The 24,448-nt window shown below is 59.4% G+C and carries 23 protein-coding genes, 1 rRNA gene and 1 riboswitch; of the genes, 13 read left to right on the forward strand and 11 right to left on the reverse strand.

Features of this window, described 5'->3' with window-relative positions; genetic code table 11:
• Positions 1-9 precede the first annotated feature (9 nt).
• The 5 genes from rrf (at position 10) to AB5Y73_RS00860 (ending at position 5,505) form a co-directional block, all read left to right on the forward strand.
• Positions 10-124, forward strand: a 5S ribosomal RNA gene (rrf, locus tag AB5Y73_RS00840).
• Positions 125-408: 284 nt separating this feature from the next.
• Positions 409-861: a pullulanase gene (locus AB5Y73_RS00845; protein ID WP_107682657.1), complete on the forward strand. Its 453-nt coding sequence runs from the start codon at positions 409-411 to the stop codon at positions 859-861.
• Positions 862-1,072: 211 nt separating this feature from the next.
• Positions 1,073-3,220: an adenosylcobalamin-dependent ribonucleoside-diphosphate reductase gene (locus AB5Y73_RS00850; protein ID WP_107682656.1), complete on the forward strand. Its 2,148-nt coding sequence runs from the start codon at positions 1,073-1,075 to the stop codon at positions 3,218-3,220.
• A gap of 10 nt (positions 3,221-3,230) precedes the next feature.
• A complete protein-coding gene (locus AB5Y73_RS00855; protein ID WP_100646741.1) occupies positions 3,231-3,914 on the forward strand; it encodes an NrdJb in 684 nt (227 codons plus the stop codon).
• Positions 3,915-4,134: 220 nt separating this feature from the next.
• A complete protein-coding gene (locus tag AB5Y73_RS00860; RefSeq protein WP_005358170.1) occupies positions 4,135-5,505 on the forward strand; it encodes a PhoH family protein in 1,371 nt (456 codons plus the stop codon).
• Positions 5,506-5,585: 80 nt separating this feature from the next.
• Here AB5Y73_RS00860 and thiQ read toward each other — a convergent pair whose 3' ends face one another.
• The 3 genes from thiQ to thiB all read right to left on the reverse strand — a co-directional run bounded on the left by thiQ (position 5,586) and on the right by thiB (position 8,962).
• Complete coding sequence (gene thiQ / locus AB5Y73_RS00865) at positions 5,586-6,281, reverse strand: thiamine ABC transporter ATP-binding protein (RefSeq protein ID WP_107682655.1); 696 nt, start codon at positions 6,279-6,281, stop codon at positions 5,586-5,588.
• Between the two features lie 81 nt (positions 6,282-6,362).
• Entirely contained in the window at positions 6,363-7,985 is a 1,623-nt protein-coding gene (gene thiP / locus AB5Y73_RS00870) for a thiamine/thiamine pyrophosphate ABC transporter permease (protein WP_107682654.1), read from the reverse strand.
• Complete coding sequence (gene thiB / locus AB5Y73_RS00875) at positions 7,982-8,962, reverse strand: thiamine ABC transporter substrate binding subunit (protein WP_107682653.1); 981 nt, start codon at positions 8,960-8,962, stop codon at positions 7,982-7,984. Before thiB ends, thiP begins: the two co-directional genes overlap by 4 nt.
• A 60-nt stretch (positions 8,963-9,022) precedes the next feature.
• Positions 9,023-9,113, reverse strand: a riboswitch (TPP riboswitch).
• An 89-nt stretch (positions 9,114-9,202) separates the two neighbouring features.
• Between thiB and AB5Y73_RS00880 the strand changes: the two genes are divergently transcribed.
• Complete coding sequence (locus AB5Y73_RS00880) at positions 9,203-9,493, forward strand: PilZ domain-containing protein (protein WP_005339160.1); 291 nt, start codon at positions 9,203-9,205, stop codon at positions 9,491-9,493.
• Positions 9,494-9,523: 30 nt separating this feature from the next.
• Here AB5Y73_RS00880 and AB5Y73_RS00885 read toward each other — a convergent pair whose 3' ends face one another.
• From AB5Y73_RS00885 to leuA, 5 genes are all read right to left on the reverse strand, one after another.
• The gene (locus AB5Y73_RS00885; protein ID WP_107682652.1) at positions 9,524-10,453 is read right to left on the reverse strand and encodes a hypothetical protein; all 930 of its coding nucleotides are present in this window, start codon (positions 10,451-10,453) and stop codon (positions 9,524-9,526) included.
• Between the two features lie 117 nt (positions 10,454-10,570).
• Positions 10,571-11,170: a 3-isopropylmalate dehydratase small subunit gene (gene leuD, locus AB5Y73_RS00890; RefSeq protein ID WP_107682651.1), complete on the reverse strand. Its 600-nt coding sequence runs from the start codon at positions 11,168-11,170 to the stop codon at positions 10,571-10,573.
• A gap of 12 nt (positions 11,171-11,182) precedes the next feature.
• Entirely contained in the window at positions 11,183-12,580 is a 1,398-nt protein-coding gene (gene leuC, locus AB5Y73_RS00895; protein ID WP_005339153.1) for a 3-isopropylmalate dehydratase large subunit, read from the reverse strand.
• 33 nt (positions 12,581-12,613) lie between these two features.
• Positions 12,614-13,699, reverse strand: a complete 1,086-nt coding sequence (gene leuB, locus AB5Y73_RS00900) for a 3-isopropylmalate dehydrogenase (RefSeq protein WP_107682650.1) — start codon at positions 13,697-13,699, stop codon at positions 12,614-12,616.
• 132 nt (positions 13,700-13,831) lie between these two features.
• The gene (leuA, locus tag AB5Y73_RS00905; protein WP_107682649.1) at positions 13,832-15,394 is read right to left on the reverse strand and encodes a 2-isopropylmalate synthase; all 1,563 of its coding nucleotides are present in this window, start codon (positions 15,392-15,394) and stop codon (positions 13,832-13,834) included.
• A 408-nt stretch (positions 15,395-15,802) separates the two neighbouring features.
• On the opposite strand from leuA, the gene AB5Y73_RS00910 reads away from it, so the two are divergent.
• From AB5Y73_RS00910 to AB5Y73_RS00940, 7 genes are all read left to right on the forward strand, one after another.
• A complete protein-coding gene (locus AB5Y73_RS00910; protein ID WP_005349170.1) occupies positions 15,803-16,423 on the forward strand; it encodes a TetR/AcrR family transcriptional regulator in 621 nt (206 codons plus the stop codon).
• Between the two features lie 126 nt (positions 16,424-16,549).
• The gene (locus AB5Y73_RS00915) at positions 16,550-17,053 is read left to right on the forward strand and encodes a phosphatase PAP2 family protein (protein ID WP_042080526.1); all 504 of its coding nucleotides are present in this window, start codon (positions 16,550-16,552) and stop codon (positions 17,051-17,053) included.
• Positions 17,050-18,159 (forward strand): MJ1255/VC2487 family glycosyltransferase, encoded by a 1,110-nt coding sequence (locus AB5Y73_RS00920; protein WP_005349173.1) that lies wholly within the window; start codon positions 17,050-17,052, stop codon positions 18,157-18,159. The genes AB5Y73_RS00915 and AB5Y73_RS00920 overlap by 4 nt, the downstream gene beginning before the upstream one ends.
• Before the next feature lie 37 nt (positions 18,160-18,196).
• The gene (locus AB5Y73_RS00925) at positions 18,197-18,349 is read left to right on the forward strand and encodes a hypothetical protein (protein ID WP_005339147.1); all 153 of its coding nucleotides are present in this window, start codon (positions 18,197-18,199) and stop codon (positions 18,347-18,349) included.
• A 390-nt stretch (positions 18,350-18,739) separates the two neighbouring features.
• On the forward strand, positions 18,740-20,458 hold the full coding sequence (locus AB5Y73_RS00930; RefSeq protein ID WP_005339146.1) for an acetolactate synthase 3 large subunit: 1,719 nt from the start codon (positions 18,740-18,742) through the stop codon (positions 20,456-20,458).
• A 91-nt stretch (positions 20,459-20,549) separates the two neighbouring features.
• Complete coding sequence (gene ilvN, locus AB5Y73_RS00935) at positions 20,550-21,044, forward strand: acetolactate synthase small subunit (RefSeq protein ID WP_005311605.1); 495 nt, start codon at positions 20,550-20,552, stop codon at positions 21,042-21,044.
• A 104-nt stretch (positions 21,045-21,148) separates the two neighbouring features.
• Complete coding sequence (locus tag AB5Y73_RS00940) at positions 21,149-21,781, forward strand: LysE family translocator (protein ID WP_107682647.1); 633 nt, start codon at positions 21,149-21,151, stop codon at positions 21,779-21,781.
• Positions 21,782-21,911: 130 nt separating this feature from the next.
• Here AB5Y73_RS00940 and AB5Y73_RS00945 read toward each other — a convergent pair whose 3' ends face one another.
• The 3 genes from AB5Y73_RS00945 to dusB all read right to left on the reverse strand — a co-directional run bounded on the left by AB5Y73_RS00945 (position 21,912) and on the right by dusB (position 24,194).
• Positions 21,912-22,793, reverse strand: a complete 882-nt coding sequence (locus AB5Y73_RS00945; protein WP_107682646.1) for a DMT family transporter — start codon at positions 22,791-22,793, stop codon at positions 21,912-21,914.
• Between the two features lie 112 nt (positions 22,794-22,905).
• A complete protein-coding gene (gene fis / locus AB5Y73_RS00950) occupies positions 22,906-23,202 on the reverse strand; it encodes a DNA-binding transcriptional regulator Fis (protein ID WP_005309538.1) in 297 nt (98 codons plus the stop codon).
• A 26-nt stretch (positions 23,203-23,228) separates the two neighbouring features.
• Positions 23,229-24,194: a tRNA dihydrouridine synthase DusB gene (gene dusB, locus AB5Y73_RS00955; RefSeq protein WP_040064999.1), complete on the reverse strand. Its 966-nt coding sequence runs from the start codon at positions 24,192-24,194 to the stop codon at positions 23,229-23,231.
• Between the last annotated feature and the right edge of the window lie 254 nt (positions 24,195-24,448).

Consider the following 24,448-nt stretch of genomic DNA (forward strand, 5'->3'; position numbering starts at 1 on the left):
AAGAATTTGCCTGGCGGCCATAGCGCCGTGGAACCACCTGATCCCATGCCGAACTCAGAAGTGAAACGCGGTAGCGCCGATGGTAGTGTGGCATTCGCCATGCGAGAGTAGGACACTGCCAGGCACCCAATACAAGAAACCCCGCTCATCGAGCGGGGTTTTTTATTGCCTGTAATTCATCACGTCGCCGGATTATTAGACTTCCCCCTTCTTGTCATTCATTGATTAGCCTTCTAAAGCCCCAAAAAGACCTCTTTTTCTGTTCGATATTTGCTCACCAATTCAATGTGTTGGATACAAAAAGTACAGAATGTGATGCCTCTACCTTTCTTGTGATGTCTCCTCTGGTTTAATTCTTCAGTCCATATTGATGGACCAAGGAATCACAATAATTTAAGGAATAGACTCATGTTCAAGAGAACAGTAACGATGATGCTGGCGGCGGGAACCCTGGTATTAGGCGGTTGCGCATCCAATGGTGGTGCAGAGCAGGCTGGGGCAGACAACAGCGACTTCGGTGGCAAGTCCATCTACCTGCGCGGGGAGATGAACGACTGGATGGCGACTGATGAAAGCAAGGTAGTCAAGGTGGCGGAAAAGCTCTATATGGCCAAAGGCACCCTCAAGAAAGAGTGGGCCCCCTACAAGTTCAAGTTTGCTGATTCAGGCTGGAGCTGCGGTACCAACTTTGGCTACAAGAGCCCGAGTGATGGTGTTGCCGTGTTGGGTGGTGAGGCGGTGCCGGTTAACCCCTGCTCCAAGTATGAGGACATGAAGTTCTCACCGGATGCTGATGGCGTCTATGAGTTCTATCTGAATATGGCGGGTGAAACGCCGTCAGTTTACGTCAAGAAGCCCTGATCTATCTCTGAGTGTTAAATCCCTCAGCAAATTAATCAGTTAAGTGCCCTGGCCCAGAAATCTGCTGGCCGGGGCATTTTTTTAGGTTAGAATCGGCGCCCTCATGGCATCAGGTGTACTATATGTTGTGCCATTAATTTTAGATGGCACCATTAGTGGTGTTTTCTGCTGTTGTCATGATGTTGATGCATTCACATAAGGTTGATTGAAAATGGCTAAATCGAACCCGGTGCTGGAGAGTGAGCTTGGCTCCCGCCTTATCCCCATGCAGGAAACGTCCCTCGAGATCTGGGATAGCAAGTATCGCCTCAAGAGCAAGGATGGCACTCCCATCGACAGCTCTATCGACGAGACCTACCAGCGGGTAGCCCGTGCGTTGGCAGAGCAGGAGCTGGAGCCGGAAGCCTGGTATGAGCCGTTCCTGTGGGCGCTGCGCAATGGGGCCATTCCGGCGGGCCGCATCACCTCTAATGCGGGGGCGTTTGAGCACAAGCCTGCCACTTCAACCATCAACTGTACTGTTTCCGGCACCATCGAAGATTCGATGGACGATATCCTCGGCAAGGTGCACGAGGCCGGTCTGACCCTGAAAGCTGGGTGCGGTATCGGCTATGACTTCTCGACCCTGCGCCCGCGCGGTGCCTTTGTCTCCGGTGCCGGAGCCTACACTTCCGGCCCGCTCTCCTTTATGGATATCTATGACAAGATGTGTTTCACCGTCTCGTCAGCCGGTGGCCGTCGCGGCGCCCAGATGGGCACCATGGATATCCGCCATCCCGATGTGATCGAGTTTATACAGGCCAAGCGTGAAGATGGCCGCCTGCGTCAGTTCAACCTCTCTCTGCTCATCACCGAAGATTTCGTCAAGGCGGTGAAAGAGGATGCCCCCTGGTCGCTGATCTTCCCCTATACCGCTAAAGAGGTGGAGCAGGATGGCATTGGGCTGAACGATCCCGCTCAGGTGCTATGGGCCGACTGGCCCAACAAGGAAGGGGTTGTATTCAACGAGTTGGGGCAGGTCGCCTGCAAGGTCTACAAGACCATGCCCGCCCGCAAGCTGTGGAATGTCATCATGACCTCCACCTATGACTATGCAGAGCCCGGCTTCATCCTGATCGACAAGGTCAACCAGATGAACAACAACTGGTTCTGTGAAGAGATCCGCGCGACCAACCCCTGTGGCGAGCAGCCTTTGCCGCCTTATGGCGCCTGCCTGCTGGGCTCGGTCAATCTGACCAAGTTTGTGCGCGACCCTTTTACTGAAAGCGCTGCGTTCGATTGGCAGGCGTTTCGCAAGGTGGTGGCCATCTTCACCCGTATGCTCGACAACGTGGTGGAGATCAACCAACTGCCGCTGGCCAAACAGCGCGAGGAGATCACTGCCAAGCGCCGTCACGGCATGGGCTTCCTGGGGCTTGGTTCGACCCTCACCATGCTGCAGATCAAGTACGGCTCCGCTGCATCCGTGGCCTTTACCGAGCAGGTATCCCAGGAGCTGGCGATGACCGGCTGGCAGGAGTCCCTGCGTCTAGCCAAGGAGAAGGGCTCTGCCCCAATAATGGAGCAGGAGTTCGAAGTAACCGGCAAGATGCTGCGTCTGCGCCCGGAAATGGCGGCTGATGGCATCAAGGTAGGCGACAAGGTGAAGGGCAAGGTGCTGCATGCGCGCTACAGCCGCTATATGCAGCAGGTTGCCGAAGTGGATCCTGCGCTGGTCGCCGAGTTGGCGGAAGTGGGTGGTCGTTTCACCCATCACAGCAGTATCGCGCCGACCGGCACCATCTCGCTGTCTCTGGCCAACAATGCCAGCAACGGCATCGAGCCGAGCTTTGCCCACCACTACAGCCGCAACGTCATCAAGCCGGGCAAGAAGAGCAAGGAGAGCGTCGATGTCTACTCCTTCGAGCTGCTGGCCTACCGCGAGCTGGTGAATCCGGCCGCCATGCCCTATGCCGATGATGTGGCGAGCCGTCTGCCGGACTATTTCATTACTGCCGATGACATCACCCCGGCGCAACATGTGGACATTCAGGCGGCGGCTCAGCGCTGGATTGACTCATCCATCTCCAAGACCGCCAACGTGCCGACTGATTTCCCGTTCGAGCAGTTCAAGGACATCTACATGTATGCCTCGGACTCCGGCCTCAAGGGGTGCACCACCTTCCGCTTCAATCCGGAGGCCTTCCAGGGCGTGCTGGTGAAGGAGAAGGATCTGGAGAACACCCTCTATGAGTTCACCCTTGAGGATGGCTCCGTCATCTCCGTCAAGGGGAACGAAGAGATCGAATACGATGGCGAGCTGCATACGGCCGCCAACCTCTACGACGCCTTGAAAGAAGGCTATTACGGTAAATTCTGAGAACGACATTATGGTCAAGAAGATCGACAAGAAAATCGTCGCCTACAAGGTGCGTACCAAGGATGAGCCGCAAGAAGATCTCTCTGTGCAGGATGACGTGGTGCACATGCACGAAACCGTGCTGCGCCCGGAGCGGCTGATGGGTACCACCTACAAGCTGAAGACGCCGGAGCATGTCTCCGAGCACTCACTGTTCATCACTATCAACGACATCATTCTCAACGAGGGCACGGTTCACGAAACTCGCCGTCCGTTCGAGATTTTCATCAACTCCAAGAGCCTGGAGCACTATCAGTGGATCGTGGCGCTGACCCGCATCATCTCGGCGGTATTCCGCAAGGGTGGGGATGTCACCTTCCTGGTCGAGGAGCTGCGCTCGGTGTTTGATCCAAAGGGCGGCTACTGGAACAAGGGCAAGTATGTGCCGTCGCTGATCGCCGAAATTGGCAACGTGATCGAGAGCCATCTCACCGAGATCGGCATGCTCAAGGCGCCGGGACTGGATGAGCATCAGCAGGCGTTTCTGGCTGAGAAGCAAGCTGAGTTGAAAGCCGCTCAGGAGGCCGAAGAGCAACAGGCGGGCAGTGGTTTCCCGGCCAATGCGGCGCTCTGCTACAAGTGCCACACCAAGGCGCTGGTGCTGAAGGATGGCTGCATGACCTGCCTCAACTGTGGCGACTCCAAGTGCGGCTGAAAAACATGCCCAAGTAGTTGAACAAGAGAGGAAAGACCGGCCACAGTGCCGGTCTTTTTATTGCTGTTTTTATGCGCAATCAAATCAGGCGGCCCAGTGATTTGTTGCACGATAGTAAAATCGGGCGTAGCGTTGAGGGTAATAAAACTGTCACGGCCGTGTGGTTTCAATGACATCCGAGATTCACACACGTGGCCCTTCAGTGCCAAGGAGGATGCTTATGGACAATACGGACCGAAAGCTGTTTATCCTGGATACCAACGTTCTGCTTCACGAACCCCTCGCTATCTACTCCTTCAAAGAGCACGACGTGCTCATCCCCATGACGGTGCTGGAAGAGCTCGATAACATCAAGGATCGCAACAAGGATGTCAGCCGCGACGCGCGGGTGGCCATTCGTGCGCTGGAAGATGTGTTCCGCGATGCAACCCCGGATCAGATCACCCAGGGTGTGCCGCTGGCTGGCGAAGCGAGCGGCAATATCTGCATCTTCAGCGATCACCATCTGCCGCAGGATGCCGAGGTGTTTACCGACAAGGAGGCCGACAACCGCATCATCAACGCGGCCCTCTATCTGCAAAAGCACGAGTTGAAGCGTCAGGTGGTGCTGGTCACCAAAGACATCAACATGCGCCTCAAGGCCAAGGGGGCCGGGCTTGCTCACGTTGAAGATTACCGCAGCGACCAGCTGATCGACGATATCCGCCTGCTGGCCAAAGGCTTTCAGGTGGTGCCCGGCAGCTTCTGGGAGCGGGTTGGCGAGTGCGAGAGCGAGACCCATGGCCGCGACACCATCCATGTGATCGATGCCAATCTGCTGGAAGGGGTTCACGTAAACCAGTATCTGGTGGATGAAGAGAATTTCTTCGCCGCCCGGGTGCTCAGCCACGATGGCAACAAGATCCGCATCAAGGATCTGGGCCGCGAGCGACTGATGTCTCGCAAGGCGTGGGGTGTCCATCCCAAGAATGTCTATCAGGGGATGGCGCTGGATGCACTGCTCGATCCGCACATCGATCTGGTGATCCTGACCGGCCCGGCGGGTTGCGGCAAAACCTTGCTGGCCATGGCTGCTGCGCTGGAGTTGGTGATTGAGAAGGGCATTTACGAGAAGGTGATCGTCACCCGGAATACCCCGGAAATTGCCGAGAGCATCGGCTTCCTGCCCGGCACTGAAGAGGAGAAGATGATGCCCTGGCTGGCAGCGGTGACCGACACCCTGGAGGTGCTGCACAAGCAGGACGAGAACATGAGCGGCTCGCTCAGCTACATCATGGAGAAGGCCAACATCCAGTTCAAATCGGTCAACTTCATGCGTGGGCGCAGCATCCAGAACACCTTCGTGCTGCTGGATGAGTGCCAGAACCTGACCGCGTCCCAGATCAAGACCATCATCACTCGTTGCGGCGAGGGCACCAAGATCGTCTGCTCCGGTAACCTGGCCCAGATCGACTCCAACTACCTGAGCCCGGTGACCTCGGGTCTCACCTACATCGTCGAGCGTTTCAAGGATTTTGACGGCAGTGCCAACATCTTCCTCAATGGCGTGGTGCGCAGCCGACTGGCTTCGTTCGCCGAGGAAAATCTCTGATTTAAATGAATATTTCCAGATACAAAGGGAGGCCAATCGGCCTCCCTTTTTGATCATGGCGCAGTCTTTACTCCCAAGGGCTATTGGCCAAGGTAGCGCAGCAGCCCTGGGTGGTCGCTATTTTGCAGAATATCCGGCTTGCCTTGCAGGGCGATGCGGCCCTCGTCGACAAAGAGCACCTGATCGGCAATCAGCTGGGCATCTTCCGGATTGTGGGACACCATCAGTACGGTAATGCCCTGTTCGCAGGCTAGCCTCGCCACTTCCGCCAGCATCTCCCGGCGCAGGGCGGGATCGAGGGCAGAGAAGGGCTCATCCAGCAGCAGCAGCGGTTTGCCGCGCACCAGCGCGCGAGCCAGCCCGACTCGCTGCTGCTGGCCGCCGGAGAGCTGTTCAGGCTGGCGGTTTAACATCTCGCCAAGACCAACCCGTGCGGCTGCATCGATCACCTGTGCCCGCTGGGCTGCACTCAGGCGCAGGCCCGGGTGCAAGCCGATGGCGATATTGTCGAACACCGACAGGTGGAGGAACAGGTTGTGATCCTGAAACAGGGTGGTGACCGGTCGCTCGGCGGGGCCCAGTGGCAGCAGGTCTTCACCATCGAAACTGAGGCGGCCTGATTCCACCGGCACGAAGCCGGCGATCATCCCGAGCAGGGTCGATTTACCTGCGCCGCTTGGGCCGATCAGTGCGGTGATCTCCCCCTTGGGCAGGGTCGCGCTGAAGCTGACGCGCCAGTCGGGGTAGCTGGTCGCAAGCGTATCAATGTTCAGCATGTTTTCCTCCTCAAAGGGTCCGTTCCACCAGCCGGAACAGCCGCAGAAACGCTGGCACAGGGGCGCAAGGCGTTTAGTATCTCAATGTTGCTCGCCATTTTTTCCTCCAAGCCCCCGTTCCACCAGCCAGAACAGGGAGAAACAGAGCGTCAGCAGCAGCAGGGCGGTGGCGGCCGCTTCGGTCAGCCGGTAGCTGCCGAGCTGCTGGTAGAGCAGCAAGGGTAGGGTGGTGAGCTCCTGGCTGCCAAACATGGCGATGGCACCGAGATCCCCCAGCGAGAGGATCATCGACAGCGCCATCGCCAGTGCCAGCGAGCGGCGCAGCAGCGGCCACTCCACCAGTCGCAGGCGATGCAGGCCGCGTACCCCCAGACTGTCCGCCAGCCGATCGTACTGGCGTACCACCAGCTGCATGGGGGCTGAGAGGGTGCGCATCACATAGGGCAGCGCCATCAGGGCGTTGACCAGTACTACCAGCCAGGGGCCGAGTGCAAATACATCGGCAAAGGGCATAAACAGGATAAAGAGTCCGGTGGAGAGCACCACTGCCGGGATCATCAGGATCATCGAACCGCTGGCCTCCCATAGGGCCGCAGCGCGCCGCTGGCGGGTGCGCACCTTGAGGTGACGGCTGGTGAGCAACAGGCCGCTGCCAAGCAGGGTTGCAAGGGTGCCCGCCGCCAGCGCAATCAGCAGCGACTGGCCGCTCGCCTGCCACAGCTTGCTGGACGTGAGCGCCGTCAGCAGGCCCGGGTGAAGGCCCGCCACCACGATGGCCAGCAGCGGTGGCAGAAAGATGGCGAGCCCGATACCGAGCGAGAGCAGATCCACCACAGCCGCGCCCGGCTGATGGCGATCCGGTCGCAGGCAGGGGCGACGGGGAGTCACCCGACTGGCCGGGGTACTCTGCAGCTTGTGTTGCAGGAGCAGCAGGGCGGCGGTCAGGATCAGCTGCACCAGCGCCAGTCCGCCCGCGGTGGCGAGATCGAAGTCAAAGCGTAGCGCCTGATAGACGGCCACCTCCAGGGTGGTCGATTTCGGCCCCCCCCCTAGCGCCAGCACGGTAGTGAAGCTGGTGAAGCAGAGCATAAAGATGAGACTGGCCAGCCCCGGCAATATGCCGCGAATAAGCGGCCACTCCAGCAGCCGGAAGATATGGGATGAGCGCATGCCGAGCTGGCTGGCGAGGCGCCAGCTCGATTCGGGGATGCTCTCTATGCTCTGCAGCATCAGGCGGGCCGCCAGCGGCATGTTGAAGAAGACGTGGGCCAGCAGGATACCGAACAGGCCGTAGAGATAATTGCCGGGATCCAGCCCCAGTGAGCGCAACAGTTGCGGCAGCCACCCCTGCTTGCCATGAACCGCCACGATGCCGAAGATGGCGATGATGACCGGCAGTACCAGCGAGAGGCCAAATAGCTTGATCAGCAGGGTGCGGCCAAGGAAGCGGCGCCGCGCCAGCGCGCGGGCCACCGGAATGGCCAGCCCGAGACTGAACAGGGTGGAGAGCAGTGCCTGTCCCAGACTGAAGCCCAGCACATGACGCAGATAAGGATCTGCGAGCAGGGTGCGGGGGGCCAGCGAACCGGCGTGCCACAGTAGGGCCGCGAGCGGCCCGAGAGATAACAGCAGGATCAACAGGGTGGCGGCACTGCCCGGCAACCACCAGAGGGGACGAGCCTGTAATTTCAGATAACGGCTCACTGGGTGACGGCTTGCAGCCACTCGCGGATCCACCCTTTGCGATTGGCGGCCACCTCATCGCTGCTGAAGGCGAGCGGCTTGGCTACGGTGATCATCTGCTCGAAGCCCTTGGGCAGCGGCGTGTCGATAACCGGATACATCCAGTTGCCGGTCGGGATTTCCTGCTGGAAGGCGGGGCTCACCATAAATTGCAGGAACTGGTCAGCCAGTTTCCCCTGTTTGGCGCTCTTCAGCTTGGCGGCCACTTCTACCTGGCGGTAGTGACCCTCCTCGAAGGCGGCAGCCTGATACTGGGGCTTGTTCTCGGTAATCAGGTGGTAAGCGGGGGAGGTGGTGTAGGAGAGCACCATGTCCGCCTCGCCATCGAGGAACATGCCATAGGCCTCGGACCACCCCTTGGTGACGGTGACCGTCTTTTTGGCAAGCGTGGCCCAGGCTTCAGGAGCCTTGTCACCGTAGACAGACTTCATCCACAGCATCAGCCCCTGTCCCGGGGTCGAGGTACGGGGGTCCTGATAGATAACCTTGAGATCGGGGCGCTCCACCAGCTCTTTCAGGCTCTTGGGCGGGGTCTTGAGCTTGCTCTTGTCGTAGACGAAGGCGAAGTAGCCGTAGTCGTAGGGGACAAAGGTGTCATCCTGCCAGCCACCCGGCACCTTGATGCCATCCAGCTTGGCGGGATGGGAGGCGAACAGGCCGCTCTGCTTGGCTTCACTGATGAGTGCATCATCCAGCCCCAGCACCAGGTCGGCCTTGCTGTGGTTGCCCTCCAGTCGCAGCCGGTTGAGGATGGCTACGCCATCTTCGAGGGGAACCAGATTGAGGGTACAGCCGCACTCCTTCTCGAAGGCTTGCTTGATCTTGGGACCGGGTCCCCAGTCGGCAGTGAAGGAGCTGTAGGTGTAGACGGTGAGGGTGTCGGCGGCGAACACATTGGCCGACAGCAGGCCGGTGGTGATCAGCAGCAGGGTCTTCATGGGTGGCACTCCCTATTACTTGTTAATAACGAGGTGCCAGCGGGTGAGGGCGCAAAAAATGAGCGCCATGCCTCAAATTCCTCCGCCAGCATTATCTGGATCAGGTGCACGGGTATAATCTCAGCGGTAAACCGCACCCCGTTTGAGAAACGAACCGCATTGTATTAACGTTCTTTTGGGTAGACCAGCACAATTGTGCAATACCCATGAGATGACGCCCACCCAACAGAGGATGTTCGCGTGCTTACCAATACCAAGGAAAGGCGTGCCTTTGCGCGCATGGTCATCAATGCTCCGGTCACCGTCTATCAGCAGCAGCTGGTGCTGGAGGGGATCTGCCGGGATCTCAGTGCCAACGGCATGGGGATTGCGGTCTCTGAACACCAGCTCGACATCAATCAGCCCATCCGGATCAGTCTTGCCACCAACAACAACCTGTTGCCTCCCTTTGAAGCCCATGCCCGTATTATCCGTGTGCTGGAGGAGGAGAGCGGGTTGCTGCTGGCGGTAGAGTTTCTGCCTCAGGGTTAATCCTCTCTCCCCATCGGCAGAGGGAGGGGATTACCCTTTTTCCTGAACCGGCTGCACACTCAACTGCTTGCTATCGACCAGCGTTTTGCTGGTCGATGCTATTTGGCCTGCAGGCAAGGTGGCGGGACCGGTAGGTTCGAGCAACAGGTAGTTCTGCCCCTGCCAGTTGAGGGTCACATCCCCCGGCTTGGCGGGCAGGTCAACGGCCAGCAGGGCATGGCCGGGGACGAACACCATGGCCTGTTTCAGCTCCGGAAAGAGCTGAGCCAGCATGGCGGCCATCAGGGTTACCTTGCTGTCGCAATCACCCCGGTTCTGCTCCAGCACCTGACGGGGAGATAGAAATCCCTTGCCCTGCCTGCCGTTCAGGCTGTCGAGCTGCTGATAGGGGATGCTCTGGATAAAGGTGAGCATATGGGCCACGGTTTTCTGGCGCGCTTCCGTTTCGGTGCTGCCCTGCTGCTTGAGTTGATCCGCCAGCGGAGCCAGCCCGCTGCGACTCTCCAGCGCGATGCGCACATGATCCTGCTTCACCGCCAGCTGCCCGTCGGGGGTGTTGAAGTACTGGAAGTAGTGTTTGGTCAGCCACGCCTGCTCCTCTTTACCCCGTTGTGACTCCAGAAAGGCCATCGCCTCGCGCGCCTTGTCCTGATTGCGGCTTTTCAGATGCAGCTCCAGCGAGGGGCGAGCGAGGGTGAACTGCACCTCGGGGTAGTTCTGGCGCACCTCCCGCAGCAACACCTGCAACACCTCCTCCTGCATTCTCGCCGGGCGATAGGCGATGAGAGGCGGCAACTTGCCCTGTTCGAGTCGGTAGGTGAGCTGTTGGGGTTTGCCTTCGCTATCCTGCCAGCCGACGCTGATCTGGCCGAGGCTGTTGTTGAAGCTGGTTTGGCTGGCCCCCGCAGGCAGGGCAAGCAGCAGGGCACAGAGTAGAGGGATTGCCGTCGGTCTCTTCATCATCCTTTCCTGTGGCACGGGCCAGTTCCGGTGGCCCAAAGTGGGAAGCGTCGCGGACAGTAAAACAGGGAGCCGAAGCTCCCTGTTGATTCTACTCGTTTTTTTGCAACTGGCGCGTTAAATCCAGCTCGGCTGCTTCGCCTCAAAGGCGCTGATGGCGGCCTCGTGCTGCAGGGTCAGACCGATGGCATCCAAGCCGTTGAGCAGACAGTAACGGCGGAATTCATCGATCTCGAAACCGAAGCTGAGTTTGCCGGCGCGTACCTGATTGGCCTCCAGATCCACCTCGATCTCGATGCCCGGCTGGGCGGCCACCAGCTGGAACAGGGTGTCGACCTCCTCCTCCTTCAGACGTACCGGTACCATGCCGTTGTTGATGGCGTTGCCGTAGAAAATATCGGCAAAGCTCGGGGCTATGATGGTCTTGAAGCCGTAGTCGGCCAGCGCCCAGGGGGCGTGCTCGCGACTAGACCCGCAGCCGAAGTTCTCGCGGGCCAGCAGAATGCTGGCACCGGCAAATTGCGGTTGGTTCAGTACAAACTCGGGGTTGGGCTGCTGGCCGGCATCGTCCAGAAAGCGCCAGTCGTGGAACAGGTGCTTGCCAAAACCGATGCGGTTTACTTTTTGCAAAAACTGTTTGGGAATGATGGCGTCGGTGTCGACGTTGGCGCTGTCGAGGGGGACGACGATCCCTTTATGCTGTTTGAATCCTGTCATCGAAATGTCCTCTTACAGTGCGCGAATGTCGGCGAAGCGGCCGGTGACGGCGGCAGCGGCGGCCATGGCCGGGCTCACCAGATGGGTGCGGCCGGCGCGGCCCTGACGCCCTTCGAAGTTGCGGTTGCTGGTGGAGGCGCAGCGCTCCCCCGGTTGCAGCCGGTCGTTGTTCATGGCCAGACACATGGAGCAGCCGGGCAGGCGCCACTCAAAGCCAGCCTCGATGAAGATCTTGTCCAAGCCCTCAGCTTCGGCCTGTGCCTTCACCTGTTCGGAGCCCGGCACCACCAGCGCCTGCACGCCAGCGGCTACCTTGCGACCGCGAGCGATGGCGGCGGCAGCACGCAGATCCTCGATGCGGCTGTTGGTGCACGATCCGATAAACACCTTGTCGATGGCAACGTCGGAGAGCTTCTGGCCCGGTTGCAAGTCCATGTAGGCGAGCGCCTTGCGGGCGGATTGCTGTTCCATCAGATCGCTGAAGGATTCCGGTGCCGGAATCGGCTCATTGACGGCAATCACCTGGCCCGGGTTGGTCCCCCAGGTGACCTGCGGGGCGATATCGGCGGCATCCAGCACTACTTCGGCATCGAAACGGGCACCTTCATCGCTCTTGAGGCTCTGCCAGTAGGCGATGGCCTGCTCCAGCGCCTCGCCTTTGGGGGCGAACTCCTTGCCACGGATGTAGTCGATGGTGGTCTGGTCGGGGGCAATCATCCCCGCCTTGGCACCCAGCTCTATGGCCATGTTGCACACCGTCATCCGCCCTTCCATGGAGAGGCCCGCAATGGCCTCGCCAGCGAATTCCACCACGTAGCCGGTACCACCGGCATGGCCAACCTGACCGATGATGGCCAGCACTACGTCCTTGGCACTGATACCCTCGGCCAGCTTGCCGTTGACCGAAATGCGCATGGTCCTGGCGCGACCCTGTTTCAGGGTCTGGGTCGCCATCACATGTTCCACTTCGGAAGTGCCGATGCCGAACGCCAGTGAGCCGAAGGCGCCGTGGGTGGCGGTGTGAGAGTCGCCGCAGACGATGGTGGTGCCGGGCAAGGTGATGCCGAGCTCGGGGCCCATCACATGGACGATCCCCTGATATTTGTGGTTGAGATCGTAGAGACGAACCCCGAACTCCTTGCAGTTTTCGGCGAGCGTCTCCATCTGGATGCGGGCCATCTCGCCGGAGGCGGCGATGTCCTTGGTGGTGGTGGAGACGTTGTGATCCATGGTAGCCCAAGTCAGATCCGGGCGGCGCAGCTGGCGGTTCATGGCGCGCAGGCCGTCGAATGCCTGCGGGCTGGTCACTTCATGCACCAGATGGCGGTCGATGTAGATGAGGGGGGTCTCCCCCTCCACTTCCCGTACCACGTGGGCGTCGAATACTTTCTGATAGAGGGTCTTGGCCATTGCTTCTCTCTTCCTTGTTCTCTGTTATGCGGCTCAGATCCGGGCGGCGATCTGGCTACCCATCTCGGACGTGCTCTGCACCGGATGGCGGGCGCTGGCCTGATGCAGGTCAGCGGTGAAGTAACCCTCGGCCAGGGTCTGGGCCACGGCCTGCTCGATGGCTTGAGCTGCGTCTTCCATCCCTAAGCTGTAGCGCAGCATCAGGGCGGCGGAGAGGATCTGGGCGATGGGGTTGGCAATACCCTTGCCGGCGATATCCGGGGCCGAACCACCGGCAGGTTCGAACAGGCCGAAACCCGATTCGTTGAGGCTGGCGGAGGGGAGCAGCCCCATGGAGCCGGTGATCATGGCGCATTCGTCGGAGAGGATGTCGCCGAACAGGTTGGAGCAGAGCAGCACGTCGAACTGGGAGGGATCCTTGATGAGCTGCATGGTGGCGTTATCGATGTACATATGGTTGAGGGTTACGTCCGGATAGGACTTGGCGACTTGCGTCACCACCTCGCGCCACAGAATGGAAGAGGCGAGCACGTTGGCCTTGTCGATGGAGGTGACCTTGCCACGGCGCACGCGTGCTGACTCGAACGCTATCTTGGCGATGCGCTCAATCTCGAAGCGATGGTACACCTCGGTGTCGAACGCCTTTTCGTTCGCCCCTTCTCCCTCGCGCCCCTTGGGCTGACCGAAGTAGATGCCACCGGTCAGCTCGCGCACACAGGCGATGTCAAATCCGCGATCGGAGATGTCGGCACGCAGGGGTGAGAACTGCTCTAAACCGGTATAGATACGGGCCGGACGCAGGTTGCAGAACAGCTTGAAGTGGGCGCGCAGGGGCAGCAGTGCGCCACGCTCAGGCTGATCGTTAGGGGGCAGATGTTCCCATTTCGGGCCGCCCACCGAGCCAAACAGCACGGCATCGGCCGCTTCACAACCCGCGATGGTGCTTTGCGGCAGCGGGGTGCCGTGGTTGTCGATGGCGATGCCGCCCACGTCATGGCGATCATACTCGAAGGCGAGGCCGAACCTGGCCTGCACCTTCTCCAGCACCTTGATGGCCTCGGCCATCACTTCAGGGCCAATGCCGTCCCCCGGCAATACTGCGATCCGATAACTGCTCATACACTCTCCATCCTGATATTGTCTTTGAGATCCCTCTGCCCGGTTTTACCAACGCCGCGCGCGGTTGCCGGTTCAGACGTTCCCCGTCCTGATGTTGTCATTCCATGCCGTCTGTGTGGCTGCGAGTCCTGCTCAGACGGTTTCTGATTTGATGCTGTTATTGCGTTCCATCTGCTCGGCTACCTGATCGGCGCGCCAGATGCTGTTGATCACATGGAGCAGAGCGTGGGCCGAGGATTCGATGATGTCGGTGGCCAGCCCCATGCCGTGGAATTTGCGCCCCTTGTACTCGGCGACGATATCGACCTGACCGAGGGCATCTTCCCCTTCACCCTTGCTCTTGAGGGCATATTTGTCGATACGGATCTCATAACCTGTGATGCGGTTGATGCACTGGTAGACCGCATCCACCGGGCCGTTGCCGGTAGCCGCTTCGCAGATCAGATCCTGTCCCACCTTCAATTTGACCGAGGCGGTGGCCAGTACCGAGCTGCCGCTCTGCACCCCGAGGTACTCCAGTTTGAAGTGCTCGGGCTCTTCGTGGATCTGGCTGAAGAAGGCCAGCGCTTCGAGGTCGTAGTCGAACACCTGCCCCTTCTTGTCGGCCAGGGTCAGGAACTTGCCGTAGAGGTGGTCGAGGTCGTAGCTGCTCTCGGCATAACCCATAGACTCCATCCGGTGCTTGATGACATGGCGGCCGGAGCGGGAGGTCATGTTGAGGTTGTTCTGGGTCAGGCCAATGCTCTCGGGGGTGATGATTTCGTAAGTGTTTTTCGCCTTGAGCACCCCATCCTGATGGATGCCGGAGCTGTGGGAGAAGGCGTTGGCCCCGACGATCGCCTTGTTGGGCTGCACCGGCATATTGCACAGCTGGCTGACGAGGGTGCTGGTGCGATGAATTTCGTTGTGGCGGATATTGGTTTGCACCCCGAGCAGGTCGGCGCGGGTTTTGAGGATCATCGCCACCTCTTCCAGCGAGCAGTTGCCCGCCCGCTCGCCGATGCCGTTGATGGTGCACTCGATCTGGCGGGCCCCCATCTGCACCGCGCCGATGGAGTTGGCCACCGAGAGTCCCAGATCGTCGTGACAGTGGACCGAGATGATGGCCTTGTCGATGTTGGGGACCCGGTTGAACAGGGTGTGGATGATGCCGGAGAACTCGGTTGGTACCGTATAGCCCACGGTATCCGGGATATTGATGGTGCGGGCGCCAGCCTTGATGGCGGCCTCCACCATGCGGCAGAGATTATCGATCGGCGTGCGGCCCGCATCCTCGCAGGAGAACTCCACGTCATCGGTGTAGCGCAAGGCGTACTTGATGGCGCCGACTCCCATCTCCAGCACGTCTTCGAAGCTCTTTTTCAGCTTGCTCTCCACGTGAATGGAGGAGGTGGAGATGAAGGTATGGATGCGAAACGCCTCTGCCACTTTCAAGGCTTCGCCAGCGGCGTCGATATCCTTGGGCAGGGCGCGGGCGAGGGCGCAGACCCGGCTGTTCTTGATGTGGCGGGCGATGGTCTGCACCGATTGAAAATCGCCGGGAGAAGAGACCGGGAAGCCCACCTCCATGACGTCGACACCGAGCCGCTCCAGTGCCTGGGCGATCTGCAGCTTCTCCTTGACTGTCAAACTGGCCGCCAGGGCCTGCTCACCATCACGCAAGGTGGTGTCGAATATGATGACCCGATCTGACATGTGACTTCCCTCTTCCTAAGTTCGGTAACGTGCATCCTGCGGCGGCATAAAAAAACCCGTGCAGGGTGCACGGGTTTTTGTAAATTCCGGCTATGCCTTAGCCCGGCTACAAGGATCCCGCGCGAGTTAACGCGATTAGGGAGATTAGTAGTAGCGGGGTGGCGATACGCATGACGTTGTTTTTCCTTCCAGTCGATAACGCTTTTACCAATATCGAGATTTTTATGCTGTGTCAACACGGAAGGTCAGGGGCAATCTGCTGGCGTATTTAATCGGATTGTAAAGGATTGCAAATTTCCTTGTCCCATATTCGGCCCATGACCGATTATCTGGTCATTCCTGCTGTGCTCTATTCTCTGCACAACCAGATCGACTTATCAGCATTGGCTGAATTATCTGAGGTGTTAAATGGAAAAACGTAGACCTGGTCGTCCGGTCGGACGTTCTGACATTCGTGACAAGTTGCTTGCTGCCGCCCGTGAGCGTTTTCTCAATACTCCCTATAGCAAGGTGACTACACGCGAAATCGCGGAGCTTGCTGGCTCCAATCTGGCAATGATCCACTACTACTTCGGCAGTAAAGAGGGTCTTTACAAAGCTGTGTTGGGCGATGTCGCCGAGCCCCTCGACCATGCCTGGCAAGATGAACACAGCAATCACAGCCTCAACGAGCTGCTCAACACCTACTATCAGGTGATGGCGCCCAACAGCGAGCTGACCTCTGCCATCTCCAGCGCATTGTCGACCGAGAAGAGCCCGGGCCGGGATTTTGTGCTGAACCGCCTGCTGGAACGCCAGCTGCCGCAGTTCGATGCCCTGCTGGAAACCATGAAGTCCAACGGCGAGCTGGGTGACAACCTGGATCCCGACATGCTGAAGATCTCCTTCCTCAGCATGATGTGGCAGCCGTTCGTGATGAAAGATCTCTACGAGCAGGTGTTTGGCCTGAAAGTGGATGAGCACTTCATGGCCCGTCTGGCGGACCACAACTGCCGTCTGATGGAGACCGGTCTGCGCGGCAGCCACTGATTTTGCCGCAACATCGAGATTAAAAAGGGCCATTCGGCCCTTTTTTCATAAATCTGTTATCCCTTGTTCAACGTAACGTCATCCCGCTTTCTTACTCTGCAAGCAGAATTCAGGGAAGGAGGGGATATGAACAAGATCCAGCAATGGGACCTGCAGGTGTGCCGGGTCTGCCTGCTTCACGGCTACAACCGGCAGCAGGCGAGGGTGAGTCGTCTCATTTCCCGCACCGGCGATGGCCCGCTTTACGCCGTGCTGGCCGCCCTGCTCTGGTGGCAGGGGGAGGCAGAGCGGGAGCTGGTGCGACTGGCGCTGCTCGCCTTCGCCATCGAACTGCCCCTCTATCTGCTGCTGAAAAACAGCCTGAAACGGCAACGGCCGGTCGGCTTGCCGGTCTTTATCACTCCTTCCGATCGTTACAGCCTCCCCTCCGGTCACACCGCTGCCGCTTTTCTGATGGCCACCATACTGGCCACCGGCTTTCCGCTCTGGGCGCCCCTGCTGTTTGGCTGGGCGGCGCTGGTGGGGGCATCCCGGTTGCTGCTCGGGGTACACTACCTGAGTGATCTGGTGGCCGGTGCCCTGCTGGGTGGTGGTTGCGCCGTGCTGGCGCTCAGCTGGAGCCACCCATGAGGATACTGTTTGGGGTGCAAGGCACCGGCAACGGTCATATCAGTCGCAGTCGCACCCTGGCGCGGGCGCTGCGCACAGCAGGGGTCGAGGTGGATTATCTCTTTAGCGGCCGCCCCGCCGACCGCTACTTCGACATGGAGGAGTTTGGCGCCTACCGCGCCTTTCCCGGCCTCACTTTTGTCAGTCACGAGGGGCGAGTTTCTCCATGGCGCACCCTGCAAGCCGCCTCGCCGCTCACCTTCTGGCGGGATCTGCGGTCTCTCGATTGCAGCGAATACGATCTGGTGGTGAGCGATTTTGAGCCGCTGACCGCCCACGCCGCCCGCCGCTATGGCAAGCCGAGCCTCACCGTCAGTCATCAGGCCAGCTTCAACTGGCCCATTCCGCGCTGGGGGGAGGATGGGGTCAGCCGCCAGCTGATGCGCCACTTTGCCCCGGTGGATCAGCCGCTCGGGCTGCACTGGTTTCACTTCGGTCACCCCTTGTTGCCGCCGGTGATCGACCCTATCGCCGCTGCGCCGGATAACGGCGAGATCCTGGTCTATCTGCCGTTCGAGCAGACCGAGGCGATTGCTGCCCTGTTGTCGCGTTTTGGTCAGCAGCGCTTTGTCTGCTTTCACCCCGCCATTCGCACCCCCAGCCAATGGCGCAACCTGCGCTTCGAACCGCCATCGCGGCACGGATTTATCGCCGTTCTGGCCGGTTGTCGCGGCGTTATATCCAACGCGGGTTTCGAGCTCGCTTCCGAGGCGCTCACCCTCGGCAAGAAGCTGCTGGTCAAACCCCTCGGCGGTCAGTTCGAGCAGCTGACTAATGGCAAGACGCTCGAGATGATGGGGCTGGCGACCCTGATGGATGTGCTCGACGCCAATCTGGTGCGTACCTGGCTAGACAGCGCCTCGCCGGGGGCTGTCTGTTACCCCGATGTAGCGGGGGAGCTGGCCCGCTGGCTGGCGGCGGGAGCCGACGAGAGCGTGGCCTCTCTGTCGCGGCGGCTCTGGGCGCGCACCCTGTTTCCGGAGGAGGTAAGTGATCGCCTGAGCGAGCTGGATGGGGGCGACTGTTTATCCAGTTGCTGGTTATCGCAAGTGAGCGTTGTTGACTAGACTGAAAGGCGATCCCACCAAGGAGAGGACGGAGCAAATGCGCTTTACCAATGAAAACGGCGAAGTCATGAACCTGGCTGACAATCTCACCCTGCACGAGTTGCTCGATATGGGGGTCAGCATCTCGGTCAGTGAAGAGACCGATCCGGATCAGCAGATCTGGCTGGCGGAGCCGGATCAGGAGAACTGAGTCATCATTCGGCATCAAGCCCACCGCTGAGCGGTGGGCTTTTTTGTGGCTGTTTTTCCCCTCAGCGGAATGATCCGCTGGCCATTCCCCGACTTCCTTCCCTTTTGTCTCATGGTCGCTACGGCAAGTCATTGAATGTTAATAGCCGATTGAAATGTATGACTGTTCTGGTCAGATAAAGCCGTGGACAAGCGTTATGAAGCGGGTTAAGTTGGTTTTTCACCCTATTTTCGGGTGAATGATGGAAAAATCCTTTTTTTCTACTGTCGACGGGGCTGAATTGGACCGATCTGCATTCAGATAACAACAAGAAACGGATCGGGCCGTGCCGGGAAGCACGGCATCGTCGGCGGGATTCGCTAAACGGAGCAAAGCCTGGAGGGCTTTATCATGGAGATGTTATCAGGCGCCCAGATGGTGGTTAGAGCGCTGGAAGATCAGGGAGTTGAGCACGTCTTCGGCTACCCTGGTGGCTCAGTGCTCGACATCTATGACGCTCTCTTCGAAAACGGCAAGATGGAGCATGTTTTGGTGCGGCACGAGCAAGCCGCGGTTCACATGGCTGACGGTTACGCCCGTTCCACCGGCAAGGTGGGGACTGTGCTGGTAACGTCAGGCCCGGGAGCGACCAACTGCATTACCGGTATTGCCACCGCCTATATGGATTCCATTCCGCTGGTGATCCTCTCCGGCCAGGTGCCGACCAGCATGATCGGTGAGGATGCGTTCCAGGAGACCGACATGATCGGTATCTCCCGCCCAGTGGTGAAGCACAGCTTCCTGTGCAAGAAGGCGAGCGATATTCCCGAGGCCATCAAGAAGGCCTACTACATTGCCGCCAGCGGCCGCCCGGGGCCGGTGGTGGTGGATCTGCCCAAAGATGTGCAGAACCCGAAAGAGAAATTCCCCTACCAGTATCCCGAGACGGTCTCCCTGCGCTCCTACAACCCGACCAAGTCTGGCCATAAAGGGCAGATCAAGCGGGCAGCCAAGCTGCTGGTAGAAGCCCAGCGCCCGGTGATGTACGTGGGCGGTGGCGCCATCAACGCCAATGCGGACCATCTGGTGACCAAGCTGGCGGAGCTGCTGAACCTGCCGGTGACCACCACCCTGATGGGGCTGGGGGCCTTCTCCGGTGTTCATCCGCAATTTATCGGTATGCTGGGGATGCACGGCACCTTCGAAGCCAACAAGACCATGCACAACGCGGATCTCATCTTCGCCGTGGGTGCCCGCTTCGATGACCGCGTCACCAACAACGTGGCCAAGTTCTGCCCCAATGCCACCGTGGTTCATATCGATATCGACCCCACCTCCATCTCCAAGACGGTGCAGGCCCATGTGCCCATCGTTGGCTCGGTGGAAACTGTGCTGGAGCAGATGTTGGAAGTGATCCGCGAGTGTGGCTTCGATAACGACAAGGAGGCGCTGGCGGACTGGTGGAGCCAGATCAACCAGTGGCGCTCTCGTCACTGTCTGGCCTACGAAAAGTCGGCCACCCAGATCAAGCCGCAACAGGTTATCGAGACCCTCTACAAAGTGACTCAGGGTCAGGCGTTCGTCGCCTCCGATGTGGGCCAGCACCAGATGTTTGCTGCCCTCTACTACCCGTTTGCCAAACCGCGCCAGTGGATCAACTCAGGGGGCCTAGGCACTATGGGCTTCGGCATTCCTGCCGCCATGGGGGCCCAGTTTGCCAACCCTGATGCGGTGGTCTGCTGCGTCACCGGCGATGGCTCGGTGCAGATGAACATTCAGGAGCTCTCCACCTGCATGCAGTACGGGGTGCCCATCAAGATCATCTCCATCAACAACCGTGCGCTGGGCATGGTCAAGCAGTGGCAGAAGATGTTCTACGGCGGTCGTCACAGCCACTCCTACATGGAGTCCCTGCCGGACTTCGTCAAACTGGCGGAAGCCTACGGCCATGTCGGCATCGCGGTGAGTGATCCGGCCGAGCTGGAGAGCGCCATGGAGAAGGCCTTCGCCATGAAGGATCGGCTGGTGTTCATGGATATCTCGGTCGACCCGGATGAGCACGTCTATCCGATGCAGATCAAGTTTGGCGCCATGGATGAGATGTGGCTGAGCAAAACGGAGAGAACCTGACGATGGAACATATTATTTCGGTCGTGCTCAAGGAGCTCAAGTTTGGTTCCATCAAGGACGAGATGTGGCTGAGCAAGGCGGGGGAAATATCATGAGACACATCATTTCAGTACTGCTGGAGAACGAATCCGGCGCCCTGAGCCGCGTGGTGGGTCTCTTCTCCCAGCGCGGCTACAACATCGAGACCCTGACGGTGGCGCCGACCGAGGATCCCACCCTGTCGCGCATGACCATAGTCACCATGGGTGACGAGCGGGTGCTGGAGCAGATCCAGAAGCAGCTGCACAAGCTGGTGGATGTGCTCAAGGTGTGCGACCTGAGCGAAGGGGAGCATATCGAGCGGGAGATCGCGCTGGTCAAGGCGCGCGCCGCCGGTGGCGCCCGTGACGAGCTGAAACGGCTGGCGGATATCTTCCGTGGCCAGATTGTCGACGTCACCCCCGAGCAGTACACGGTACAGCTGGTGGGTACCAGCGAGAAGCTGGATGCCTTTATCAAGACTGCCGCCCAGACCAACGAGATCATCGAAGTGGTGCGCTCCGGCGTCTGCGGTATCTCCCGGGCGGACAAGGCGTTGCGGCCCTGATGGCTGGCGGGACAGCTGATGATGCGTCAGCTGCCGCAGAGTGAAAGGAAAGAGGGCTCTGCGGAGCCCTTTTTGTTTGGTTTTTCTTTACGAGGGGAGGGGGGATGTTCGGTATTCATGATCTTGCACTGTTTATGGTCTCGGGGTTGCTGCTCAATATCATGCCGGGACCCGACTCCCTGCTGGTCATGCTGCGCAGCGGCTCGCAAGGGTGGCGTGCCGGTTCGGTCGCGACGTTGGGCATTGGCACCGGTGTCATGGTGCATGTGCTGGCGGCGGCCCTCGGTCTGTCGGCCCTGCTCAGCGCGTCGGCCGAACTGTTTGCCCTCATCAAGCTGGCTGGCGCTATCTACCTCATCTATCTGGGGGTCTCCCTGCTGCGCCAGCAGGCTACGGGTACAATGGAGAGAGGGGCCACCCTGCCAGCCCTCGGCTATGGCCAGATTTACCGGCAGGGAGTGCTGACCAATGTGCTCAACCCCAAGGTGGCGCTCTTTTTTCTCGCCTTCGTGCCCCAGTTCATCGCTCCGGATGCCCCCGACAAAGCGTTCGCCTTTATCCTGCTCGGCTGCATCTTCAATCTGGGCGGCATCATCTGGTGTCACCTGCTGGTCTTTACCACCGTCTATGCCAGCCACAGGGTACGGTTGTCACAGCATCTCGGCCGCTGGCTCAACCGGGGCATCGGTACCCTGTTTGTCGGACTCGGGATCAAGCTTGCTCTTTCCAGCCGCTAACTGGCGACCTGGGGAAATTCAAGAAGGGAGCTGACGCACAGGGTCGAGCCGAGAACATGGCCCCAAGCAGGTCGCCGTGACAATGCAACAAAAGGGGCTTGCAACTGCAGGCCCCTTTTCGTTGGTTGTTTCATCCGCACGGTTTCAGCGTGCGACTACGCAGCAGCAGGGGAAGCTGGTAGAGCACCAGGGCACCGAGCACCAATCCGGCACCGGCCAGTTTGGCGCCGCCGAGGGGTTCGTTGTAGAAGAGGGTGCTCAGCAGCAGAGTCCAGACCGGTTCCAGCAGCATCATCAGGGCGGCGTGGGCGGTGGTCATCTTGCTCAACGCATGGGTGAGCAGCCAGTAGCGCAATGTGGTGGCGATCAACACGCTCGCCACAAACCAGCCCCAGATGCCGTGGCTGACTCCAGCCTCGGGCCACTGTTCGGTCAGCAGGGAGAGCAGGGTGCCGAGCAGGCCGGTCATCACCAGCTGGATGCAGGTGAGCCAGGCCGGGGCAATGGATTGGGCGAAGTGGCGATGGACGGCAAGCTGGATGCCGAGGGTGGTGGCCGCCGCCAGAAACCAGAACAGCGAGAGCGACACGCCCCAGTGGGTACTGCTGGAGAGCAGCAGCAAACCGGCGATGGCGATGGGCAGGGTGAGCCAGTAGTGGCGGCCAGGCTTGGCCCGAAAGGCTCCCCAGGCGGCCAGTGGGGCCATCAGGGTCGCGACGCTCATGATAAAGGCGCCGCTGCCCAGCGCATCGCTCTGGCTGATGGCGATGACCCACAGCAGCAGGCTGGCGCCGAGCAATGTGCCGCAGCCGGCGGCGCGCACCAGTTGGGCGCGGGTCGGCGGCGGTTCACGCAGCCAGGCGAGGGGCAGCAACAGCAGGGCGGCCAGTAGAAAGCGGCTGCCGATAAAGGCGGCGGGGGGCAGTTCGCGGATCGCCTCTTTCGAGAAGAGCCAGCCAGCGGCGGCCAGCAGGGTGACCAGTACCATCAGCAGCAGAGGAGTGCGGTTCATCGGGGTCGTCATGGTGAAATGGAGGGGAGAGCATAAAGGAAAGGCGCCAGGTATTGCTACCTGGCGCCTTTCGCATCTGCCTTGAACCGCCGTCGCGGCTCGCGGCCAGCAATCAGTTCATGCCGTAACGCTTGAGCTTCTTGCGCAGGGTGCCACGGTTGATACCCATCATCACGGCAGCGCGAGTCTGGTTACCACGGGTGTACTGCATGATCACGTCCAGCATCGGCGCTTCGACTTCGGAGAGAACCATATCGTACAGATCAATCACTTCCTGACCGTTCAACTGGGCCAGGTAGTTACGCAGGGCCTGTTGCACAGAGTCACGCAGGGGGCGCTGGGTCGGCTCGGCAGCGTGATTGTGAGTAGTTGTTACCAATGCATCAGAAGTCAGGGTTTGTTCGAACATATTCGGTCGGCTCTTTAGTTATCTTGTTAACCTAATCCATCGAAATACGCTTCGAGTGCCTCAAGTTGCGCGTCTGCGCAATCCAGGGCATTGAAGTGCTTACGGAATTCTCGGCCCGTCTCTTCTTCATCCAGATACCAGCCCACGTGTTTACGGGCTATGCGCGCTCCCAGATATGCACCATAAAACCGGTGCAGGTTGGTTACATGCTCGTTCATCAGGGTGCGAACCTCTTCCCTCTCGGGAGGCGGCAGCTTGGTGCCCGTCTCAAGAAAATGACGGATTTCCCGGAAAATCCAGGGTCGTCCTTGCGCAGCTCGGCCGATCATCACGGCGTCAACACCGGTATAGTCGAGGACATACCGGGCTTTCTCCGGGCTGTTGATGTCACCATTGGCGACAACAGGAATCGATACGGCCTGCTTAATCGCCCTGATCGTGTCGTATTCCGCTTCGCCCTTGTAGAGGCAGGCACGGGTACGACCATGCACGGCAAGGGCCGCGATACCGCAATCTTCGGCGATTCGGGCGATCTCCACGCCATTGCGGTTATCCGGATCCCATCCTGTGCGGATCTTCAAGGTGACAGGCACCTCCACTGCATCCACCACGGCCTGGCAAATTGCTTTGACCTGATCGGGGGCACGCAGAAGGGCAGAACCTGCCAACTTCTTATTCACTTTTTTTGCCGGACATCCCATGTTGATGTCGACGATCTGTGCGCCCTGCTCCACGTTGTAGCGGGCAGCAAACGCCATCATCTCGGGGTCGGCTCCGGCAATCTGGACCGATCGCAATCCGCCTTCTGCAGAGTGATCCATCCTCATCCGGGTTTTCTGGGTATCCCAGACATCCGGGTTGGCCAGCAGCATCTCGGAAACGGCCATGCCAGCCCCCAATCGCAAACAAAGTTCACGGAATGGTCGGTCAGTTACACCGGCCATGGGAGCAACAATCAAGGGAGTTTCAAGCGTGTGGGGACCTATCTGCATTCCACGGTTACCATCGGCTTAGGGCGGCGTATATTACGCATTTTTTAGGCAGGAGAAAAGGTTAGTATTTGAGCGTCAGCCATTTTTTTCTGAAAAAAACGTCGCGCCAAGGCTTGCAAATTCTGGAGTTATTGAAAAACGGCCAGATTGCCGGAGAGTGAGCGCTGTACCATTCGGGTCGGACGCCTGCATAATTGTCAGTCCACTTGCAGGCCCGCTTTGCGTTATGATAGCGGGCTTAAGTCGAGCAAATG

The sequence above is a fragment of the Aeromonas sp. s7(2024) genome, from assembly GCF_040907825.1.
Taxonomy (GTDB): Bacteria; Pseudomonadota; Gammaproteobacteria; order Enterobacterales; family Aeromonadaceae; genus Aeromonas; species Aeromonas veronii.

What these genes read in the sequence shown, in the direction of transcription:
- AB5Y73_RS00845 (WP_107682657.1), top strand. Translation starts at nt 409, where the DNA reads ATGTTCAAGAGAACAGTAACGATGATGCTGGCGGCGGGAACCCTGGTA.
- AB5Y73_RS00850 (WP_107682656.1), top strand. Translation starts at nt 1,073, where the DNA reads ATGGCTAAATCGAACCCGGTGCTGGAGAGTGAGCTTGGCTCCCGCCTT.
- AB5Y73_RS00855 (WP_100646741.1), top strand. Translation starts at nt 3,231, where the DNA reads ATGGTCAAGAAGATCGACAAGAAAATCGTCGCCTACAAGGTGCGTACC.
- AB5Y73_RS00860 (WP_005358170.1), top strand. Translation starts at nt 4,135, where the DNA reads ATGGACAATACGGACCGAAAGCTGTTTATCCTGGATACCAACGTTCTG.
- thiQ (WP_107682655.1), bottom strand. Translation starts at nt 6,281, where the DNA reads ATGCTGAACATTGATACGCTTGCGACCAGCTACCCCGACTGGCGCGTC.
- thiB (WP_107682653.1), bottom strand. Translation starts at nt 8,962, where the DNA reads ATGAAGACCCTGCTGCTGATCACCACCGGCCTGCTGTCGGCCAATGTG.
- AB5Y73_RS00885 (WP_107682652.1), bottom strand. Translation starts at nt 10,453, where the DNA reads ATGAAGAGACCGACGGCAATCCCTCTACTCTGTGCCCTGCTGCTTGCC.
- leuD (WP_107682651.1), bottom strand. Translation starts at nt 11,170, where the DNA reads ATGACAGGATTCAAACAGCATAAAGGGATCGTCGTCCCCCTCGACAGC.
- leuC (WP_005339153.1), bottom strand. Translation starts at nt 12,580, where the DNA reads ATGGCCAAGACCCTCTATCAGAAAGTATTCGACGCCCACGTGGTACGG.
- leuB (WP_107682650.1), bottom strand. Translation starts at nt 13,699, where the DNA reads ATGAGCAGTTATCGGATCGCAGTATTGCCGGGGGACGGCATTGGCCCT.
- leuA (WP_107682649.1), bottom strand. Translation starts at nt 15,394, where the DNA reads ATGTCAGATCGGGTCATCATATTCGACACCACCTTGCGTGATGGTGAG.
- AB5Y73_RS00910 (WP_005349170.1), top strand. Translation starts at nt 15,803, where the DNA reads ATGGAAAAACGTAGACCTGGTCGTCCGGTCGGACGTTCTGACATTCGT.
- AB5Y73_RS00915 (WP_042080526.1), top strand. Translation starts at nt 16,550, where the DNA reads ATGAACAAGATCCAGCAATGGGACCTGCAGGTGTGCCGGGTCTGCCTG.
- AB5Y73_RS00920 (WP_005349173.1), top strand. Translation starts at nt 17,050, where the DNA reads ATGAGGATACTGTTTGGGGTGCAAGGCACCGGCAACGGTCATATCAGT.
- AB5Y73_RS00925 (WP_005339147.1), top strand. Translation starts at nt 18,197, where the DNA reads ATGCGCTTTACCAATGAAAACGGCGAAGTCATGAACCTGGCTGACAAT.
- AB5Y73_RS00930 (WP_005339146.1), top strand. Translation starts at nt 18,740, where the DNA reads ATGGAGATGTTATCAGGCGCCCAGATGGTGGTTAGAGCGCTGGAAGAT.
- ilvN (WP_005311605.1), top strand. Translation starts at nt 20,550, where the DNA reads ATGAGACACATCATTTCAGTACTGCTGGAGAACGAATCCGGCGCCCTG.
- AB5Y73_RS00940 (WP_107682647.1), top strand. Translation starts at nt 21,149, where the DNA reads ATGTTCGGTATTCATGATCTTGCACTGTTTATGGTCTCGGGGTTGCTG.
- AB5Y73_RS00945 (WP_107682646.1), bottom strand. Translation starts at nt 22,793, where the DNA reads ATGAACCGCACTCCTCTGCTGCTGATGGTACTGGTCACCCTGCTGGCC.
- fis (WP_005309538.1), bottom strand. Translation starts at nt 23,202, where the DNA reads ATGTTCGAACAAACCCTGACTTCTGATGCATTGGTAACAACTACTCAC.
- dusB (WP_040064999.1), bottom strand. Translation starts at nt 24,194, where the DNA reads ATGCAGATAGGTCCCCACACGCTTGAAACTCCCTTGATTGTTGCTCCC.